At 68.0% G+C, this 17,623-nt stretch carries 15 protein-coding genes; 8 read left to right on the top strand and 7 right to left on the bottom strand.

Features of this window, described 5'->3' with window-relative positions; genetic code table 11:
- Nucleotides 1-2 precede the first annotated feature (2 nt).
- From cydB to D0901_RS00990, 4 genes are all read left to right on the top strand, one after another.
- Nucleotides 3-1,004, top strand: coding sequence for a cytochrome d ubiquinol oxidase subunit II (gene cydB / locus D0901_RS01005; protein WP_129138426.1), 1,002 nt, complete (start codon nt 3-5; stop codon nt 1,002-1,004).
- Nucleotides 1,001-2,686 carry a thiol reductant ABC exporter subunit CydD gene (gene cydD / locus D0901_RS01000; RefSeq protein WP_233440315.1) on the top strand — a complete coding sequence of 562 codons (1,686 nt, stop codon included), beginning with the start codon at nt 1,001-1,003 and terminating at the stop codon, nt 2,684-2,686. Before cydB ends, cydD begins: the two co-directional genes overlap by 4 nt.
- Entirely contained in the window at nt 2,673-4,403 is a 1,731-nt protein-coding gene (cydC, locus tag D0901_RS00995; RefSeq protein ID WP_129138425.1) for a thiol reductant ABC exporter subunit CydC, read from the top strand. Before cydD ends, cydC begins: the two co-directional genes overlap by 14 nt.
- A 65-nt stretch (nt 4,404-4,468) precedes the next feature.
- Nucleotides 4,469-5,461, top strand: coding sequence for an adenosine deaminase (locus D0901_RS00990; protein WP_129138424.1), 993 nt, complete (start codon nt 4,469-4,471; stop codon nt 5,459-5,461).
- Nucleotides 5,462-5,551: 90 nt separating this feature from the next.
- Here D0901_RS00990 and guaD read toward each other — a convergent pair whose 3' ends face one another.
- Genes guaD through xdhA form a run of 4 tightly spaced genes read right to left on the bottom strand, consistent with a single transcriptional unit; the run spans nt 5,552 to nt 11,704 of the window.
- A complete protein-coding gene (guaD, locus tag D0901_RS00985) occupies nt 5,552-6,910 on the bottom strand; it encodes a guanine deaminase (RefSeq protein ID WP_129138423.1) in 1,359 nt (452 codons plus the stop codon).
- Nucleotides 6,911-6,929: 19 nt separating this feature from the next.
- Nucleotides 6,930-7,769: a xanthine dehydrogenase accessory protein XdhC gene (xdhC, locus tag D0901_RS00980; RefSeq protein WP_129138422.1), complete on the bottom strand. Its 840-nt coding sequence runs from the start codon at nt 7,767-7,769 to the stop codon at nt 6,930-6,932.
- Entirely contained in the window at nt 7,756-10,245 is a 2,490-nt protein-coding gene (gene xdhB, locus D0901_RS00975) for a xanthine dehydrogenase molybdopterin binding subunit (RefSeq protein WP_129138421.1), read from the bottom strand. Before xdhB ends, xdhC begins: the two co-directional genes overlap by 14 nt.
- On the bottom strand, nt 10,229-11,704 hold the full coding sequence (gene xdhA / locus D0901_RS00970) for a xanthine dehydrogenase small subunit (RefSeq protein WP_129138420.1): 1,476 nt from the start codon (nt 11,702-11,704) through the stop codon (nt 10,229-10,231). Before xdhA ends, xdhB begins: the two co-directional genes overlap by 17 nt.
- A gap of 230 nt (nt 11,705-11,934) precedes the next feature.
- Between xdhA and D0901_RS00965 the strand changes: the two genes are divergently transcribed.
- The 3 genes from D0901_RS00965 to D0901_RS20845 all read left to right on the top strand — a co-directional run bounded on the left by D0901_RS00965 (nt 11,935) and on the right by D0901_RS20845 (nt 14,446).
- Nucleotides 11,935-12,576 carry a TetR/AcrR family transcriptional regulator gene (locus D0901_RS00965; protein ID WP_129138419.1) on the top strand — a complete coding sequence of 214 codons (642 nt, stop codon included), beginning with the start codon at nt 11,935-11,937 and terminating at the stop codon, nt 12,574-12,576.
- Between the two features lie 499 nt (nt 12,577-13,075).
- Nucleotides 13,076-13,798 (top strand): GntR family transcriptional regulator, encoded by a 723-nt coding sequence (locus tag D0901_RS00960; protein ID WP_129138418.1) that lies wholly within the window; start codon nt 13,076-13,078, stop codon nt 13,796-13,798.
- A 483-nt stretch (nt 13,799-14,281) separates the two neighbouring features.
- On the top strand, nt 14,282-14,446 hold the full coding sequence (locus D0901_RS20845; RefSeq protein WP_162500794.1) for a hypothetical protein: 165 nt from the start codon (nt 14,282-14,284) through the stop codon (nt 14,444-14,446).
- 150 nt (nt 14,447-14,596) lie between these two features.
- Here the strand turns inward: D0901_RS20845 and D0901_RS00955 are convergent, their stop codons facing one another.
- The gene (locus tag D0901_RS00955) at nt 14,597-14,815 is read right to left on the bottom strand and encodes a hypothetical protein (RefSeq protein ID WP_129138417.1); all 219 of its coding nucleotides are present in this window, start codon (nt 14,813-14,815) and stop codon (nt 14,597-14,599) included.
- A gap of 283 nt (nt 14,816-15,098) precedes the next feature.
- Between D0901_RS00955 and D0901_RS00950 the strand changes: the two genes are divergently transcribed.
- The gene (locus D0901_RS00950) at nt 15,099-15,632 is read left to right on the top strand and encodes a gamma carbonic anhydrase family protein (RefSeq protein ID WP_129138416.1); all 534 of its coding nucleotides are present in this window, start codon (nt 15,099-15,101) and stop codon (nt 15,630-15,632) included.
- A gap of 105 nt (nt 15,633-15,737) precedes the next feature.
- Here the strand turns inward: D0901_RS00950 and D0901_RS00945 are convergent, their stop codons facing one another.
- On the bottom strand, nt 15,738-16,061 hold the full coding sequence (locus tag D0901_RS00945; RefSeq protein WP_129138415.1) for a hypothetical protein: 324 nt from the start codon (nt 16,059-16,061) through the stop codon (nt 15,738-15,740).
- Nucleotides 16,062-16,849: 788 nt separating this feature from the next.
- Nucleotides 16,850-17,521, bottom strand: coding sequence for an IclR family transcriptional regulator (locus tag D0901_RS00940; RefSeq protein WP_129138414.1), 672 nt, complete (start codon nt 17,519-17,521; stop codon nt 16,850-16,852).
- Nucleotides 17,522-17,623: the final 102 nt, after the last annotated feature.

Below are 17,623 nucleotides of genomic sequence, written 5' to 3'. Positions count from 1 at the left end.
CCATGGCGACTATCGACCTTTCTCTGATCTGGGCGGTGATCATCGCCTTCGGCGTGATCATGTACGTGCTGATGGACGGCTTCGACCTGGGCGTGGGCATCCTGTTTCCCTTCGCCCCGGACGAGGAATCGCGCGACGTGATGATGAATTCCGTGGCGCCGATCTGGGATGGCAACGAGACCTGGCTGGTGCTCGGCGGCGCCGGGCTGCTGGGGGCCTTTCCGCTGGTCTACTCGGTGCTGCTGCCAGCGCTCTACATCGGCGTGTTCCTGATGCTCGCCGGCTTGATATTCCGCGGCATCGCCTTCGAGTTCCGTTTCAAGGCGCGCCGTTCGCGGCAATGGTGGAACGCAGCCTTCTCCGGCGGTTCGGCGGTGGCGACCTTTGCCCAGGGCGCGGTGGTCGGCGCGTACATCCAGGGCTTCGAGACCGCCGACCGGGTATTCACCGGCGGCGCCCTCGACTGGCTGACGCCGTTCTCGGTGCTCACCGGGCTGGGCATGCTCGCCGGTTACGCCCTGCTGGGCGCGACCTGGGTGGCGATGAAGACCGAGGGCCACATCCAGCGCTGGGCGCGCCGCCTGGTGCCGTCGCTGCTGGCCGCGGTACTGCTGGTCTTTGCCGGGGTCAGCCTGTGGACGCCCTACATCGATCCCGGGGTCTGGGAACGCTGGTTCAGTCACCTGCAGGTGATCTGGATCCTCCCGGTGCTGGCATTGGGCTGTGCCGCGCTGGTGTGGTGGGGCGTGAAGCGCGAGCGCGACATCCTGCCGTTCCTGGCTACCATGGGCATGTTCGTCTTCACCTATCTGGGCCTGCTGGTCAGCCGCTGGCCCTACGTGATCCCGCCCGAGTACACCCTGTGGGACGCCGCTTCGGCACCGGGATCGCAGCTCTTTCTGCTGGTCGGGGTGCTGTTCGTGATTCCCATCATCCTCGGCTATACCGGCTGGGCCTACTGGGTGTTCCGCGGCAAGGTGCGTCCGGGTGAGGGCTACCATTGACGCCACCGCTGGCGGTGGACACCACACCCCGGGGCTGGCTGCGTGACCTGGCCGGTGGCGTTCGCCACTGGCTGGGGCTGGCCGCTGCCGCTGCCTTGCTGGCGGGTCTTTGCACCCTGGTGCAGATGGGCCTGCTGGCCTGGCTGGTCGCGGTACTGATCAACGACTCGCGGTCGGTGGCGAGCCTGACGCCGGTGTTCGTCGCGCTGCTCGGTGTGCTGGTCCTGCGCGGGCTCGCCCAGTGGGGTCAGGAGCGGGCCGCCTTCGAGGCGGGATTGCGGGTCCGTGAGCGGGTTCGCGAGTCGCTGCTCGACCATCTCGCCGCGCTGGGCCCGGTGCGCCTGGCGGATCGCCACAGCGCGGCGCTGGGCCAGCAGCTCGTCGAGCAGGTCGAGGCGCTGGACGGTTACTTCGCGCGCTTTCTGCCGCAGTTGCGGCTGGTCATGCTGTTGCCGGCGATCATCCTCGCGGTGGTCGCGTATCTCGACTGGCTGGCGGCGCTGTTGCTGCTGCTCTCGGCACCGCTGATTCCGCTGTTCATGGCGCTGGTGGGGATGGGCGCCGAGCGGCTCAATCGCGAACAGTTCGTGGCGGTGAGCCGGCTCGCCGGGCATTTTCTCGACCGGGTACGCGGGGTCAGCACCCTGCAGCTCTTCAACCGCACCCGCGCGAGCATCGACGAGGTGTACGCCGCCGCCGACGACTACCGCAGGCGCAGCCTCAGGACCCTGCGCCTGGCCTTCCTGTCGTCGGCGGTGCTGGAATTCTTCGCTTCGGTGGCGATCGCCCTGGTGGCGATCTACATCGGCTTCGGCCTGCTCGGCTACATTCGTTTCGGCCCCGCCGACGGACTGACGCTGTTCAGCGGGCTGTTCGTGCTGTTGCTGGCCCCGGAGTTCTTCCAGCCGCTGCGCACCCTGTCCCAGCACTATCACGATCGCGCCGCGGCACTGGGGGCGGCCGACGGCCTGATCGAACGGCTCAAGCAGCCCGCGCCGTCCATCCCCGCGTTCGCGACGGGGGACTCGGCCCCGCCGCGTATCACGCTGCGTGGCGTATCCCTCGCGCATGCCGGCCGCGGGCGGGTGCTCGGCCCCCTCGATCTGGACGTCGCGCCGGGCGAATGTCTGGTCCTGGTCGGCCCCTCGGGCAGCGGCAAGTCCTCGCTGCTTCAGGCGCTGGCCGGGTTCGTCGAGCCGGCAGCGGGCACCCTGGCCGTCGAGCCGCGCGGGCCGAGCGCCTGGATGGACCAGCGTCCCTGGCTGATCCAGGGCAGCCTGGCCGACAACCTGCGGGTGGTGGCGCCGGACGCCGATGACACGGCCCTCGAAGCGGCGATCGCCGGGGCGCATCTCGGCGAGGTCGTTGCGGCGTTGCCCGACGAGCTGGCCACCCCGCTGGGCGAGCGCGGCTTCGGCCTCTCCGGGGGCCAGGCCCAGCGGCTGGCGCTGGCGCGGGTGCTCCTGTCGCGGGCCCCGCTGGTACTGCTCGACGAGCCGACCGCCGGGCTGGATGCGATCACCGAGGCGGCCATCGTCGAGGCCTTGCAGGCGTTGCGTCGCCAGGGCGTGACGCTGGTGATCGCCACTCATCATCCGGCACTGGTCGCGTTGGCCGATCGTGTCGTCGATCTGGCGCGGCCGCCAACGGCGGAGGAGAGGCCCAACGATGTCTCGGCATGAGCGGCGGCGCGTTCCGAACGGCGAGCGGGGTGCCGGGTCGCTGGGCGCGGATTTTCGTCCCTGGCTGAACCGCCTGGGACGTCGCCGACGGCGCCTGTGGCTGGGCGCCGGTCTGATGCTGCTGACCGCGGTCTCGGGGATCGGCCTGCTGGCGCTCTCCGGCTGGTTCATCACCGCCACGGCGCTGACCGGCGCGCTGATCGCCGCGGGGGTCGCGGCGTCGATCGACGTCTACGTGCCCGGGGGCGGCATTCGGGCCTTCGCGATATCGCGGACCGTGGCGCGCTATGCCGAGCGGCTCTACAACCACGACACGGTGCTGCGCGTGCTCGCCGACCTGCGGCGCGATGCCTTCGCGGTGCTGACCCGTCTCGATGGCCGCGAGCTGGCCAGGCTGCGTGCCTCGGAGTGGCTCAATCGGCTGACCGCGGACATCGACACCCTGGATGGCCTCTATCTGCGGTTGCTGGCACCGCCGCTGGTGGCCCTGCTGGCGGCTCTCGGCGTCGGCGTGCTACTGGGTATCTTCGTGCCGATCGCGGCGCTTGTCGTGACGTTACTGCTGCTGGCGCTGTGGGCCTGGTTGGTGATCGGTCAGGCGCGGTTGGGCATGGCACCCGGTCAGCGGCGGATCGCCACTCAGGATCGCCTGCGCAGTCGGATCATCGAGCTGCTCGAGGGCCTCGCCGAGCTGCGCGGCCACGGGGCGCTGGACGCTTACCGGAGGCGTCTCGGCCTGGAAACGCGGGCGCTCTATGCCGATCAGCGGCGGCTGGCCAGCCGTCAGGCGCTGGGTAGCGCGCTGGCGGGGTTGGGCGTGAGCGCCGCTGCCGTGCTGGCGCTGTGGCTGGGCGCCCGGGCCTACGAGGCACAGCGGATCGGCGGCGCCGTGATGGTGATGCTGCCGCTGGCGGTGCTGGCGCTGAACGAGGTGTTCGGTGCCCTGCCGACGGCGTTCACGCCACTCGGCGGTACGCGCGCGGCGGCCCGGCGGCTCAATGCGCTGGAAGCCCGGCAGGGTGGCATCGCGGCTCCCGGGACGCCACAGCCATTGCCCGACGGCCGGCCCGGTATCGCCTTGCAGGGTGTCACACTGCGTTATCCCGGCGCCCCGGTGCCGGCGCTCGATGACGTCTCGCTGACGATCGCGCCCGGTGAGCGGCTGGCGCTGCTGGGGGCTTCGGGAGCCGGCAAGTCCTCCATCGGCCAGTTGCTGGTCCGCCAGCTCGATCCCACCGCGGGTACGCTGCGTTTCAACGGCGTCGACCTGCACCGGGTCGCACCGGCCCGGCTGCGCCGGCGTATCGGCTATCTCACCCAGCGCAGCGAGCTGTTCCAGGCCAGCCTGGCCGACAACCTGCGCCTCGCCGATGCCCAGGTCGACGAGGCGGCCCTGTGGCGGGCCCTGGAGATCGTCGAACTCGCCGACTGGGCGGCCGCGCTGCCGGTGGGGCTGGAGACCTGGGTGGGCGAGTCGGGACGCCGGCTTTCCGGGGGGCAGGCGCGGCGTCTGGCATTGGCACGGGTACTGCTGACCCGGGCCGAGCTGGTGATCCTCGACGAGCCGTTCACCGGCGTCGATGCCGCCACCGCCGCGCGTATCGCCGCGCGGCTGGACGCCTGGCTCGAGGGGCGCACGGTGCTCTACCTGGCCCATGACGACGCCTGGCTGCCCGGCGTGACGCGAACCCTGACGTTACGCGAAGGGCGGCTCTGAAGCGGACTTTGCCCGATCGGTCAGCTCAGGCAATATGGCATGGACTCATATTGCGGGAGACCCCCATGCACGACTGGTTGAAGGGCCTGCCCAAGGCCGAACTGCACCTGCACATCGAGGGCACCCTGGAGCCCGAGCTGATGTTCGAGCTGGCGGCGCGCAACAAGGTGTCCTTGCCCTACGCGTCAGTGGATGAGGTCCGCGCCGCCTACGATTTTCACGATCTGCAGTCGTTCCTCGATCTCTACTACCAGGGCATGGCGGTCCTGCGCACCGCCGACGACTTCCATGATCTGGCGATGGCCTACTTTCGCCGGGCTCATGCCGACGGCGTGGTGCATGTCGAGTTGATGTTCGACCCGCAGGCGCATCTGGCCCGAGGCGTGGGACTGGCCCCGCAGATCGAGGGCTTGCGCCGGGCGATGCGCGCGGCCGCCCGCGAGCTGGACCTGTCGAGCGCGCTGATCCTGAGTTTCGTGCGCGACCGCCCGGCCGACGAGGCGATGCAGGTGCTCGAGCAGGCCAATTCCTACCTGGAACTGGTCGATGCCGTGGGGCTCGACAGCGCCGAGCAGGGCCACCCGCCGGACAAGTTCGTCGAGGTCTTCGCCCGGGCCGGGGATCTGGGCCTGGCCCGGGTCGCCCATGCCGGCGAGGAAGGGCCGCCCGAGTACATCCACCAGGCGCTGGATACCCTCGATGTCTGCCGCATCGACCATGGCGTGCGCTGTCTCGAGGATCCGGCGCTGGTCGCGCGGTTGCGCGACGCGCGGATGCCGCTGACCGTGTGCCCGCTGTCCAACACCCGGCTCAAGGTGGTCGAGACGATGGACGCGCATCCGTTGCCGGCCATGCTCGACGCCGGTCTCACCCTGACCCTCAACTCCGACGATCCGGCCTATTTCGGCGGCGGCATGCTCGACAATTTCCTGGCCTGCCACGCGGCCTTCGATTGGGACCGCGCGACCTTCCGCACGCTGGCTCGCAACGCCGTGGAAGCAGCCTTCATCGAGGAGCCGCGGCGCGAGGCGCTGCTGGCGCGTATCGACGCCCATTGATCGGGGCGAACGCCATGGGTCGGCAGCCAATACGCAGGGTCCGGTCGACGCTGCCGACCGTGTTGCGGGGCAGGTCGCGCCCCAGCGAAATCAGGCCGGCTGGCCGATGCGATCCGGTGGTGCGTCGTGCGGGGCGCTTGCATCACGCTGATGCACGAGCCGGCCGTGGGCCCAGGTGGCGTACACGGCCCGGTCGTCGCCGAGGATCATCAATGCGAAGAGCCGTTCGGCCAGGCACTGGGTGCGAGCGGTGCGCCGGGCGAGCAGCGGCGTGGCTTGGGGATCGAGCACCACCAGGTCGGCCTCACCGCCCTCGCGCAGGCTGCCGATGTGCGCGTCCAGATGCAGGGCGCGGGCGTTGCCCAGGGTCAGCCGGTAGAAGCCCTGCCAGGCGGTGAGCGGCTGGTCGAGCAACTGGCCGACCTGATAGGCCGCCTTGAGGGTGGCGAAGCCGGACAGGTCGGTGCCGGCGCCCACGTCGCTGGCCAGCGAGACGTTGAGACCCGCCTCGCGGCAGGCCAGGCGATCGAACAGGCCGCTGCCCAGATACAGGTTGGAGGTCGGGCAGAAGGCGATGTTGGCGCCGGCCTGGGCGAGCCGCTTGCGCTCGTCGGGCGACAGGTGGATGCCGTGGGCGAAGGTGCTGCGCGGCCCGACCAGCCCGTATCGTTCGTAGACGTCCAGATAGTCGCGGGACTCGGGGAACAGCTCGGCCACCCAGTCGATCTCGCCGCGGTTCTCGGAGAGGTGCGTCTGCAGGTAGAGATCGGGGGCGTTGCGCAGCACCGCGCCGGTGGCGTCGAGCTGCTCGCGGCTCGAGGTGGGCGCAAAGCGTGGCGTCAGGGTATAGCCGAGCCGGTCGGTGCCGTGCCAGTCGGCGATCAGCCGCTCGCTGTCGGCGAGCCCGCCCCGGACGGTGTCGACGAGGCCGTCAGGGGCGTGACGGTCCATCAGCACCTTGCCGGCGAGCATCCGCAGGCCGCGGCGCCGGGCGGCCGTGAAGAAGGTGTCCACCGAGACCGGATGCGAGGTACAGAACACCTGCGCGGTGGTGGTGCCGGTGCGCAGCGTCTCGTCGAGAAAGGCCTCGGCGACGTTCTCGGCGTGGGCGCGTTCGGCGAAGCGGCACTCCTCGGGAAAGGTGTATTCATTGAGCCAGTCGAGCAGCTGGCGACCGTAGGAGGCCATGATGTCGAGCTGCACGTAGTGCACGTGGGTGTCGATGAACCCCGGCATGATCAGCTTGTCGCGATAGTCGACGATCTCGAGCCCGGCCGGCAGGTGTGGGGCGAGCTCGGCGTAGTCGCCGATGGCGCGGATACGGCCGTCCTCCAGCCACAGCGCGCCGTCCTCGAGGTGCAGGACGCTGCCGGATTCCGGGGTATCGTTCTCGCCGGGATCATTCAGAAAGCTCAGCAGGGGGCCGCGCAACAGGCGGGCATCGGTCATGGTCGGTCTCCTGAAACGGTCACGGGGCCGATCGTGGGGGAAACGTCGCCCGCAGCACCTGCGGTTCGACGCCGCGCCGATCCGACGCGGCGGCCTGGGGTTTGAGAGTGAGCAGTTCGGCGGCCACCGCCACGGCGATCTCGTAAGGCAGCTTGCCGTGGGCGCCGGCAATGCCGATCGGGCAGCGGACGCGACTCAGCGCGTCGTCCGGGTGTCCGGCATCGCTCAGCCGGCGACGGAAGCTCGCCCACTTGCTGGTCGAGCCGATCAGGCCGAGCGAGGCGCAGTCGCCGCGTGTGAGCAGGGCATCGACCAGGCGGCGGTCCTCGTCGTGGTCGTGGGTCATCACCAGGGCGTGGCAACCCGGGGGCAACGCCGCCACCGCCGCGTCGGCATCCGCGGCCGGGCGGCGGCTCAGGCGCGGCTGGTTCGCCGCCCAGTCGGGGAAGCCGGTGTCGCGGCTGTCGTGCCACAGCACGCGCCAGGGCAGCGGCGCCAGCAGGCCGGCCAGGGCCTGGCCGACATGGCCGGCGCCGAACAGCGCGACCGTCAGCGCCGCGCCGGGAAACACCTCGAGCAGGACGTGGACGTAGCCGCCACAGCACTGGCCCGAGCGGGCGCCGAGCGGAAAGGCCTCCAGGCGCGTTCCCGGTTCGGCGTCGGCCAGCGCCTGACGTGCGGTATCGATCACCTGGTACTCGAAGCTGCCGCCGCCCAGGGTGTCATGAACGGCATCGGCGGTGATCACCATCTTGGCGCCCGGCTCGCGGGGTGTGGAACCCGCCGTGCCGACCACGCTGGCCAGCACGTGGGGCTCGGCGGCGTCCTGCAGGCGGTGCAGCGCCTCATGCCAGATCATGCCGGGTCTCCCGCGATGCCGCCTGGGCGCCGCCTTGGCGCAGAGCCTCGGCGGCCATCAGTACCCGCTCCGGCGTCGCCGGGGTGTCCAGCCGCGGACAGCGGCGATAGTCCACCAGGCTGGCCAGGGCGTCGCGCAGCGCCGACCATGCCGACATGCCGAGCATGAAGGGCGGTTCGCCCACCGCCTTGGAGCGGTAGATGCTGGCCTGGGAGTTGGGGTGTCCCTCGAGCAGCGCGACGTTGAACACCGGCGGCTGGTCGCCGAAGGTGGGAATCTTGTAGGTCGCCGGCCCGTCGGAGATCAGTCGCCCCTCGGCGTTCCACTTGAGTTCCTCGCTGGTCAGCCAGCCCATGCCCTGGATGAAACCGCCTTCCACCTGACCGATGTCGATGGCCGGGTTCAGCGAGTCGCCGACGTCGTGGAGGATGTCCACCCGGGTGAGGCGGTACTCGCCGGAGAGTGTGTCGACCTCGACCTCGGAAACCGCCGCGCCGTAGGCGTAGTAGTAGAAGGGGCGCCCCTTGCCGGTCTCCCGGTCGTAGTGGATCAACGGCGTCGAGTAGAAGCCCTTGGCCGACAGCGACACGCGGCCCAGGTAGGCGGCCTGGATCAGCTCGCCCCAGGGGATGCGACGGTTGAAGGCGACGAGTTCGCCGTCTTCCAGGCGCATGCCCTCGCGGTCGAGCTGGTAGTGCTCGGCGGCGAAGTCGAACAGCCGCTCGCGGAGCCGACCGGCGGCGTCGCGGGCGGCCATGCCGTTGAGGTCGGCGCCGCTCGAGGCGGCGGTGGGCGAGGTATTGGGCACCTTGTCGGTGCGCGTGGCGGTGATGCGTACTTGTAGGGTATCCAGGCCCAGCTCGCGGGCCACCACCTGACAGACCTTGGTGTGAAGGCCCTGGCCCATCTCGGTGCCGCCGTGATTGATCATCACGCTGCCGTCGGTGTAGACGTGCAGCAGCGCGCCGGCCTGATTGAGGTGCTTGGCGGTGAACGAGATGCCGAACTTCACCGGCGTCAGTGCCAGGCCCTTTCTGATGACCGGGCTGGCGGCGTTGAACGCGGTGATCGCCTCACGCCGCTGCCAGTAGTCGCTGCTCGCTTCCAGGCGTTCGATGAGCTCGTTCATCAGCGGGTGCTGGTCGACGCTCTGGCCGTAATGGGTCACGTCGCGTTCGGCGCGGTAGAGGTTGCGCTTGCGCACCGTCAGCGGGTCCTCGCCCACGTGGCGGGCGATGTCGTCCATCGCCTGCTCGATGATCATCATGCCCTGCGGGCCGCCGAAGCCGCGAAAGGCGGTGTTGGAAGCGGTGTGGGTGCGGGCGCGATGGCCGGTGACCCGCGCGTCGCCCAACGAGTAGGCGTTGTCGGCGTGGAACATGGCGCGGTCGACCACCGCCTCGGAGAGATCCGGCGAGTAGCCGCAATCGCCGATCACGGTGATGTCGCCGCCGGCGAGCACGCCCCGGGCGTCGAAGCCCAGCCGGTAACGGTTGTGGAACGGGTGGCGCTTGCCGGTGGCGCGCATGTCCTCGGCACGCGGCAGGCGCAGCCGGGCGGCGCGCCCCGTACGCCGGGCGACGAGCGCGGCGATGCACGCCCAGGGCGAGGCCTGGGTTTCCTTGCCGCCGAAGCCGCCGCCCATGCGCCGGGTCTCCACGGTCACCGCATGGAAGGGGATGTCGAGTACCTCGGCGACCAGCTTCTGGGTCTCGCTGGGGTGCTGGTTGGAGGTGTAGACGACGACGCCCTCGTCCTCGGTGGGGGTGACCAGACACGCCTGGCCTTCCAGGTAGAAGTGCTCCTGACCGCCGACGAACTGTTCGCCCTCGAGGGTGAACGCGGCGCCCGCCAGCGCCGCCTGCCAGTCGCCGCGCTCCTGGACGTGGGTCGGGCGAACCACGTCGCCGCGCTCGGCACTGGCCACCGGGTCGAGGCTCGCCGGCTGTTCGTCGATCTCGACGATGGCCTCCCTGACCGCCAGGCGTGCCGCCTTGTAGCTGGTGGCGGCCACCGCGAACAGCGTCTGGCCGAGATAGCTGATCTCGTCGTCGACGATCAGCGGGTCGCCGGGGAAGACCGGGCCGATATCGGTGTGGCCGGGCACGTCGACCACGGTGAAGACCTCGACCACGCCCGGGGCGCGCTTGACCGCCTCGAGGTCGAGCCGGGTCAGGCGGCCGTGGGCCACCGGCGAGAAGCCCAGCGCCACGTGCAGGGCGTCGGCGGGCGCCGGGATGTCGTCGATGTAGGCGGCACGCCCGGTGACGTGCTTGATGGCGCTCTCGTGGGCCTGGGCCGTGCCCGCGCCATTGGCTCGGGTGTCACGGGCCTCGCGCGCCAGCGGACCGTCGCCCTTGTTGCGGCCGTCCTGGTCGTGTCGGGCGCGGGCCGACTCGGCATCGACCTCGGCCGGCTGGCCGGTGGCGGAGGGGGTGTCGGACGCCGTGCTGGACAGCTTAGTGAGCGTACGCATCGAGACACACCTCCGTGGTCGGGTCGTTGTCGGTATCGAGGGTCAGGCGCAGCCGCTCCAGCAGATTGGTCGCCGTGACCAGGCGATATTCGCGGGAGCCGCGGACATCGTCGAGCGGATCGAATTCGCCGCGCAGGGTGGCCCTGGCCGTCGCGAAGAGCGCCTGACCGGGCGCCTGTCCTTCCAGCACGGCTTCGGTGGCGCTGGCGCGTCTGGGGATGCCGGCCATGCCGCCGAAGGCCAGGTGGACGTCGCGCATCACGCCGTCCTCAAGGCGCCAGGCGAAGGCGGCGAGCACCGCGGAGATGTCGTCCTCGCGGCGCTTGGAGATCTTCCACACCTTGAGCTGCCGGTCCGCGGTCGGTTTGGGCACGAAGATCGCGCTGAGGAACTCGCCGTCCGCGAGCGCCGTCTTCTTGTAGTCGAGAAAGAATTCGCCGATGGGCAGCTCGCGTTCGCCGTCGGGACCGTCGAGGCGCAGGGTCGCGTCGAGGGCGAGCAGCACCGGCGGGGTATCGCCGATCGGCGAGGCGTTGGCGACGTTGCCGCCCAGGGTGGCGCGGTTGCGGATCTGCTGCGAGGCGAAGCGGTGCATCAGGTGCGAGAAGGCGGGATAGGCCTCTTCGAGCAGCGGCTCGATGCGGCGATAGGTAACGCCGGCGCCGATCCACCAGCCATCGTCGTTCTCGTCGATGCGCTGCAGTTCGGCGACCCGGGTGACGTCGATCAGCGCGTCGAAGGACTTGAGCTGCTGGGTGCTTTCCAGCCACAGGTCGGTGGCGCCGGCGACCAGGCGAGCCTGGGGCGCCTGCAGGCGGCATTCACGCAATTCGGCGAGGTCGCGGGGCCGGGCGTAGGCCTCGGGCGTCTCGCCCGCCACCGGCGGCTGGCGGGTGGCATCATGGGCCAGGGCGGCGACGTCGGCCGGCAACTGCGGGTCGTCGGCCCAGGCCGGGTGGGTGTCCGGATAGTCGTTCATGCGCAGGGCCGCATCGCGAATCGGCCGGTAGCCGGTGCAGCGGCACAGGTTGCCGCCGAGAGCCGCCTCGAGGCGTTGCGGCGTCAGCGGGGCGGGGGCGCGGCGCTGGGATTCGTGCAGGCTGAACAGCGACATCACGATGCCCGGCGTGCAGAAGCCGCACTGGCTGCCGTGGCAGTCGACCATCGCCGCCTGGACCGGGTGCAGGGCATCGCCGCGGGCCAGCCCCTCGACGGTGACCAGGTGGCAGCCGTGGATCTGGTGGGCGGGCATGATGCAGGCGTTGGCCGTCTGGTAGGTCAGCTCGCCGCTGCCGTCCGGCGTGCCGATCGCCACGGTACAGGCGCCGCAATCGCCCGAGGCGCAGCCTTCCTTGGTGCCGGTTTGACCCAGGTGGATGCGCAGCAGTTCGAGCGCACTGGTATCGGGCGGGATGTCGGCGCACTGCCGACGCTGCCCATTGAGATAGAAGTCGATCATCACGGGTCGCTCGTTGTTATCGGTGTTCGACGTCGAGGTCAGGAGGTTTTGACCAATTGGTCAAGATGAGTGAAGCGTGGCGTATTTGCCCGGTGAGTGCAAGCCGGGGCGTTTGAAAAATGGCGCTGATCCTGACTCGCGGGGGCGACGGTTCGGCAAGTGCTTGATCGACATTGAGTCCGGGCCCGAGGTACGGCAAGCTTGCGACTTTGAACCAGCGGGGTGCTGCGATGACCACAACCCCTTCGTCGGAGGTGTCGCGGGCGAGGGTGCGCAACGAGAAGGCGATTCTCGAGGCGGCCGAGGAGGTCTTCGCCCGGCACGGCTACCGGGGGGCCAGCGTGCAGGCGATCGCCGAGGCCGCCGGGCTGCCCAAGTCCAATGTACTGTATTACGTCGGCAGCAAGCGCAAGCTCTATGTCGCGCTTCTCGAGCGGATGATGAGCCGCTGGAACGCCATGCTCGACGACATCAGCGTCGACGACGATCCCGCCGAGGTGCTCGAGGCGTTCATTCGCAGCAAGATGGAACTGACGCGCACCCATCCCCAGGGCTCGCGACTGTTCGCCGCCGAGGTGATTCAAGGGGCTCCCTTTCTTCAGGACTATCTGCGCGGCGAATTGCGCGACTGGGTGCAACAGCGTGCCAGGGTCTTCGAGCAGTGGGCCGAACGCGGGCTGATGGATCCGGTCGACCCGGTCTGGCTGATCTTCCTGATCTGGTCGGCGACCCAGCACTATGCGGATTTCGAGGCCCAGGTGCTGGGTATCACCGGTCGCGAGACACTCGATACCGACGACTACCGGCGGATCACCGATTTTCTGTGCCGGGTCGTGTTGCAAGGCTGTGGCGTGAGATCGCGCCGGTCCTGAACGGCCCTCCCCGGCACGACGGGTACCGCAGCGTCCGGCCCTTGACGACCCGCGGCGTGTGCGCGCCGGCGCCCGTCACGCCATACTTCGATTCTGGACAGGCATTCCCGGCGAGCGGCACGAATCGTGGCAGCGAGGCGTTGCGCTCGACGGGTCCTGTTCTTAGTACCTTGGTCTGGAGATCGCCTCTTGTATGCAAAAAAGGGGCAGAAAGTGCCAGCGAGACGGTGCGACGCCCGGCGAGGGCAATCTGATACCCTCGAAAACGCTCCGAAAAGGTTCCCGATTGTCGTGTATGTGGGGATCCTCTGGCGGGATCTTGTGCAGCGCGCACATGATTGCCCGTGGTCCCTCATCGTTGTTCATGCCTTTTCCTGAGGCGAGTGGTGACAATGTCTGGCGGGGTCTTGGATCCAAAAATCGTGTCCGATTGCATACACATGGCCTTGCCGGGCATAACGTGCGAAGGTGGAACTCGTAACGACAACGCGAGGTGGCTATGAACAAGCCATGGCAGGAAACGATGCTGGCCGATGCGCCATCCGGCGGCCGGATCAGCGACCCGCAGATCGTCGCTATGATTCGTCGGGCGGTGCTGACCCAGCGCCTGCCACCGGGGACGCGTCTGCCCGAGGTCACCCTGGGCGAGATCTTCGGGGTCAGCCGTTCGGTGGTGCGCAAGGCGCTGACCCGCTTGGCCTCCGACCACGTGATCGTTCAGCAACCCAACCAGGTGGCCCGTGTGTCGGCCCCGGACGTGGCGGAAACCCGCGAGATCTTCGCCGCTCGCCGCCTGGTCGAGGGTGAGGTCGCCGGACTGCTGGCCGGCCGCCTCGAGGAGGCGCAACGCCAGGCCCTGGCCGAGATCATCGCCCGTGAGCACGAGGCGCATCAGCGTGGCGACGAGGCGGAGCGTGTCGAATGCTCGCAGGCGGTGCACCATTATCTGGCCGAGCAGTCACCCAATCGCGTGCTCGGCGCCATGCTCGCCGACCTCATCCTGCGCACCTCGATCGTCATTGCCCTCTACAAGCGTTCGGGCATGGAGGCTTGCTATCTCGATCACGATCATGCCGACCTGCTGACGTTGCTCGAGCACGGGCCGGCCGACGAGGCGAGGCGTCGCATGCACGACCATCTGAGTGCCCTGGAGGCGCTGCTGGATCTCAGGCCCCAGGAGTCGCGCATCGATCTGGCGGCCATTCTGGGCGGTGCCGCCTGAGGCCAATGCGCCTGGCCTCGCGTCACGGGTAGGTCTTGTATAAGTTTTTCCGGTGCTTTCGTATTCCTCAGTATTTTTAGGCCTAATTTACGCGTTTCTGGCTATACCAACCTTGTACTCGGGCCATGGCTGTCCTATCGTGAGAGTGTGTTCAACGCTCCCTGCTGTCCCGTTTGAGCACATGTTGCCGGTCCGTTCGCGGACCGGCTTTTTGTTGTGTCTCCTCGTTGCCGACAAGCCCGTGTCGCCCTGCGGGCGAATTCCTGTATTGCCGCAAGCGATCGGTCGGGAGTCAACAACCGGTCATACGAAGCGTGGTACCGTCGGGCTTCACCCATCCATGGAAGGAAGGCGGGACACCCCATGTCGAATCGTTTCAGGACAGCCGTCTGCCCGGTATGCCGCACCGATAACTCATGGCCGCAAGGGAGCGAACCCGCTGCTGCCACTGCGTTGCATTGCCAGCATTGCCAGGCCTTCATCATGACCTATCACGCCTATCTCCAGGGCATGTTGCGCCGCGAGATCACTCGGGTGATGGCGTGTTATGCCGACCCTGACTCGGACTGCGAGTTGCAGTTGCTCAAGCGGGCGCTGGCCTACTCGCCACGGCAGGAGCCGAAGACGCCGTCGCTTCGTGTCGAATGACGGCCAGGTGCGCCGACACGGGGAAGGCCATTCGCGGGGGGCGAGAAGGAAGGGGAGCGTCCAGCGGCAGCCATATCGCCGCGCTGAGATCCGCCAGTGGCCCCGGTCCTGGCGACCGGGGCGGGTCTCGGCGTGAGCCTTGCCTTCGGTTCAGTGCATCACTTTCCAGAGTTGCAGCAGGGGTTCCTTGACGCCATTGCGACGGGCGATGTATTCCGCTTCCCGCCGGGCGTTGGCGGCCTGCTCGAGACTCATCGGACCGTCGTCCTCGTCACGCCGGGTGGTGGCAATCGTGTGCTCGGCAGTGTAGGCCTGAGCCGGGCCGATATGGGGGCCGAGCGTCGCTGGCGCCTGTTGCAGCTTGTTCATGGGAGCTCTCCTTGGCATTGGTCAGGGCGTCACGTGCCCTCCATTACCACGATAGTACACATTTCGTTACGTTCAAGGAGCGGCAGCGCAAGACGAGACCACGACTCGAGGTGCTTGGCGTCTTCCTCGTCATGACCGACGATGGGAGACGTGACAGGCCCGCCCTATCGCGACGCTGTCGCGGAACGCCCACGGGCGAGCCCGGAAGGTCCGGTTGATCGAGGCACCGACCCTGGTTATCCGGTCACCGGCGAGCCAACAACCTCAAGAGCGAGCAACGACGATGACTCTCTACGCACTCGACAACAAGGCGCCGCGGCGCGATGCGACGGTCTTTGTCGCGCCGAATGCCGCCGTGATCGGCGATGTGACCCTCGGCAAGGATGTCAGCATATGGTTCGGCGCCGTGATCCGTGGCGACAACGACAGCATCGTCATCGGTGACGGCACCAATATTCAGGAGAACTGTGTGCTGCATACCGATCCGGGTTTCGCGATGCGGATCGGAGAGGGCGTCACGGTCGGCCATCTGGTCATGCTGCATGGCTGCACCATTGGCGACGGCACCCTGGTGGGGATGCATTCGACGATCCTCAATGGGGCGCAGATCGGTGCGCAGTGCCTGATAGGGGCCGGTTCGGTGGTCACGTCCAACAAGACATTCCCGCCGCGCTCTTTGATCCTGGGCTCGCCGGCGAAGGTCGTACGGGAACTGAGCGACGAGGAAGTCGCCGGCCTGGCCGAGAGCAGTAGCGGGTATGTCGAGCGCAAGACCCGTTATCAGACGCAGCTTCGCGCGGTCGACGAGCGTCGATAGCCCGGCAGCGTGGCGTTCGGATGCCCGAACGCAAGGGAAGCCGGCTCGGTCGTGCGTCCACCTCGCTCGGCTTCCCTCGCTGTGTCCGTAACGGTGATGCGATAGCTAGCGGGCCGGGTAGGGAGACGACGACAAGTAGCGCCAGCGACCCCGCACCTCTTCCCGGTGGAGCGGCGTCCGACCGGGCTGGTGGGCCCGTTTCATGCGATAGAACTCCCGACGCACCTCGGTTTCGTCCGTGACGCCACGATAGATCAGCCGCTGGTCGTCGCTGCCGATGAGGCAATCGGGCACGGGGCCCAGATGATCCTCGATCAACCAGATCTCCACGCCGCTGGCGCGGTCGGGCCCCTCATTCGTTGCCGCCAGCAAGTAGGTCTGGCGGTGGTCGAGATCGACGAAGTAGTCGATGCCTGTCTTGTTGCTCATCACATGCTACCTCCTGACATCACGATCAGCGATGGCGATTTCTCGCATCGCTTCTTCAGCGTAGCAGAGAATTTGGGTTTTCAAACGCTGTTCGCAATCCGGCGTGAGTCGCCCGGAAGACCTGGCGAGCAGGGGTGAGAGACGGGAAATGATCTAGGCAGAGCGCGCCTGGTGTCGAAAGCTGCCAATTACTGGCTTCTGACGTACCGGCGCGGACGCTTTGCCGGCCGCAAGCGCCGGCGACGAACAGTCCCGGCTGCGATGCGCCGTGGGTGTGGCAAACCTATGTTGGTTATTTTCTGTAAATTTGCGCAATGGTTAACTTGGGTTATATGTAGGCAGCCCGTTAGCGGCCTACGCTGAGTACAGCGAAGGAATCGCTGACAGGGAAGAACGAGCCAGGAAGGCTCGACAGGCCAAGGAGGCACGAACAGGACGTTCGTGGTCAGCCAGCAAGGAGACGCAGCGCTTGGAGGCCTGCCCGCGAGGGTGGGCCTTCTCTTTGTGTGCTGAGTTGTGTGCTGAGCGCTTCAAGCCACGAAGACCTCCCCAAAACCGACCCGCATGCAAGCTGAGATTTCCGCGATGTCGCCCTTGGTGGGGAGTCGTTCAGCCATTCCGATGATGACGAGCGAGACGTAACGGCCTGCGGTGCTGTCATCACGTACCAAGCCGGCCCCGTTTCCCCAGAGACGGTTTGGAGCTTTCCCGTAACGCGGAGGATCTCCGTCCCGGTTCCCGGCGTTCCGGCACTGTCCGACCACCCAGGATCTTCTCGCATCATGAGGTCACGCCATCAGATCGTTGAGTCGTGCCACACAGGCCTGAATGGCACTTGCCGCCGCGTCGGCATCCAGGTCGTCCAGTGCCACGACGCCGACGCTGCCTTCGAAGCCCGAGCGGGATGCCGGATCGCACAGCGGACAGGCCACGCCTACGGCGCCACGCTGAAGTTGCCCGCGGGTAATGCTGTAGCCCTGGCGGCGAGCGTCGCGTACCGCGTCGCTGTCCGATTCGGACTCGGGGCGCGCCGAGAGGATGGCAATGCCGGCGGCGCCGATGGTCAGGGGGTGTCGGCTCCCCACCCGGTAGCCGACCCGGAGCAATGCCTCTTCGGGTTCGGCCACCATCAAGGCTACGCACTCGTCGCCTTGGGCGGCGGACAGGTAGGCGGTGGCGTTCGTCTCGCGGGCCAGGCGGCGCAGCAAGGGTTCGGCCACGCTGCGTAACTGCGGCTCGAATTGCGCGGCGAGGCCGAGAATCCCCCCGCCCAGGCAGATGGCCCCGTCCTTGCGGCGATAGACGAGGGCGTTAGCCTCCAGTGTCGCGACGATGCGGTAGACGATCGCCCGGTTGATCCCCAGCGCTTCCGCCAGCTCGGCAATGCTCAGGCCGCCCGGGTGGCGGGCGATGATCTTCAGGGCCTGGAGACCCCGATCGAGGGTTTGCAACTGACTCATCGTGCAGGCTCGCCGTTCAGAAATCACTGCTTAGAGGGTGTTTACAAAATGCCTGCGCTCGACAATACGGCGTTAAAATCGGCCTCAAAATGCTCATTTACC

Origin of the sequence: Modicisalibacter coralii, assembly GCF_004117855.1 — a bacterium.
In the GTDB taxonomy this organism is placed as follows: Bacteria; Pseudomonadota; Gammaproteobacteria; order Pseudomonadales; family Halomonadaceae; genus Modicisalibacter; species Modicisalibacter coralii.
The sequence above is the reverse complement of the archived record's forward strand: the minus strand, read 5'-3'. Positions and strand labels throughout refer to the sequence as shown.

What these genes read in the sequence shown, in the direction of transcription:
- cydB (WP_129138426.1), top strand. Translation starts at nt 3, where the DNA reads ATGGCGACTATCGACCTTTCTCTGATCTGGGCGGTGATCATCGCCTTC.
- cydC (WP_129138425.1), top strand. Translation starts at nt 2,673, where the DNA reads ATGTCTCGGCATGAGCGGCGGCGCGTTCCGAACGGCGAGCGGGGTGCC.
- D0901_RS00990 (WP_129138424.1), top strand. Translation starts at nt 4,469, where the DNA reads ATGCACGACTGGTTGAAGGGCCTGCCCAAGGCCGAACTGCACCTGCAC.
- guaD (WP_129138423.1), bottom strand. Translation starts at nt 6,910, where the DNA reads ATGACCGATGCCCGCCTGTTGCGCGGCCCCCTGCTGAGCTTTCTGAAT.
- xdhC (WP_129138422.1), bottom strand. Translation starts at nt 7,769, where the DNA reads ATGATCTGGCATGAGGCGCTGCACCGCCTGCAGGACGCCGCCGAGCCC.
- xdhB (WP_129138421.1), bottom strand. Translation starts at nt 10,245, where the DNA reads ATGCGTACGCTCACTAAGCTGTCCAGCACGGCGTCCGACACCCCCTCC.
- xdhA (WP_129138420.1), bottom strand. Translation starts at nt 11,704, where the DNA reads ATGATCGACTTCTATCTCAATGGGCAGCGTCGGCAGTGCGCCGACATC.
- D0901_RS00965 (WP_129138419.1), top strand. Translation starts at nt 11,935, where the DNA reads ATGACCACAACCCCTTCGTCGGAGGTGTCGCGGGCGAGGGTGCGCAAC.
- D0901_RS00960 (WP_129138418.1), top strand. Translation starts at nt 13,076, where the DNA reads ATGAACAAGCCATGGCAGGAAACGATGCTGGCCGATGCGCCATCCGGC.
- D0901_RS20845 (WP_162500794.1), top strand. Translation starts at nt 14,282, where the DNA reads ATGACCTATCACGCCTATCTCCAGGGCATGTTGCGCCGCGAGATCACT.
- D0901_RS00955 (WP_129138417.1), bottom strand. Translation starts at nt 14,815, where the DNA reads ATGAACAAGCTGCAACAGGCGCCAGCGACGCTCGGCCCCCATATCGGC.
- D0901_RS00950 (WP_129138416.1), top strand. Translation starts at nt 15,099, where the DNA reads ATGACTCTCTACGCACTCGACAACAAGGCGCCGCGGCGCGATGCGACG.
- D0901_RS00945 (WP_129138415.1), bottom strand. Translation starts at nt 16,061, where the DNA reads ATGAGCAACAAGACAGGCATCGACTACTTCGTCGATCTCGACCACCGC.
- D0901_RS00940 (WP_129138414.1), bottom strand. Translation starts at nt 17,521, where the DNA reads ATGAGTCAGTTGCAAACCCTCGATCGGGGTCTCCAGGCCCTGAAGATC.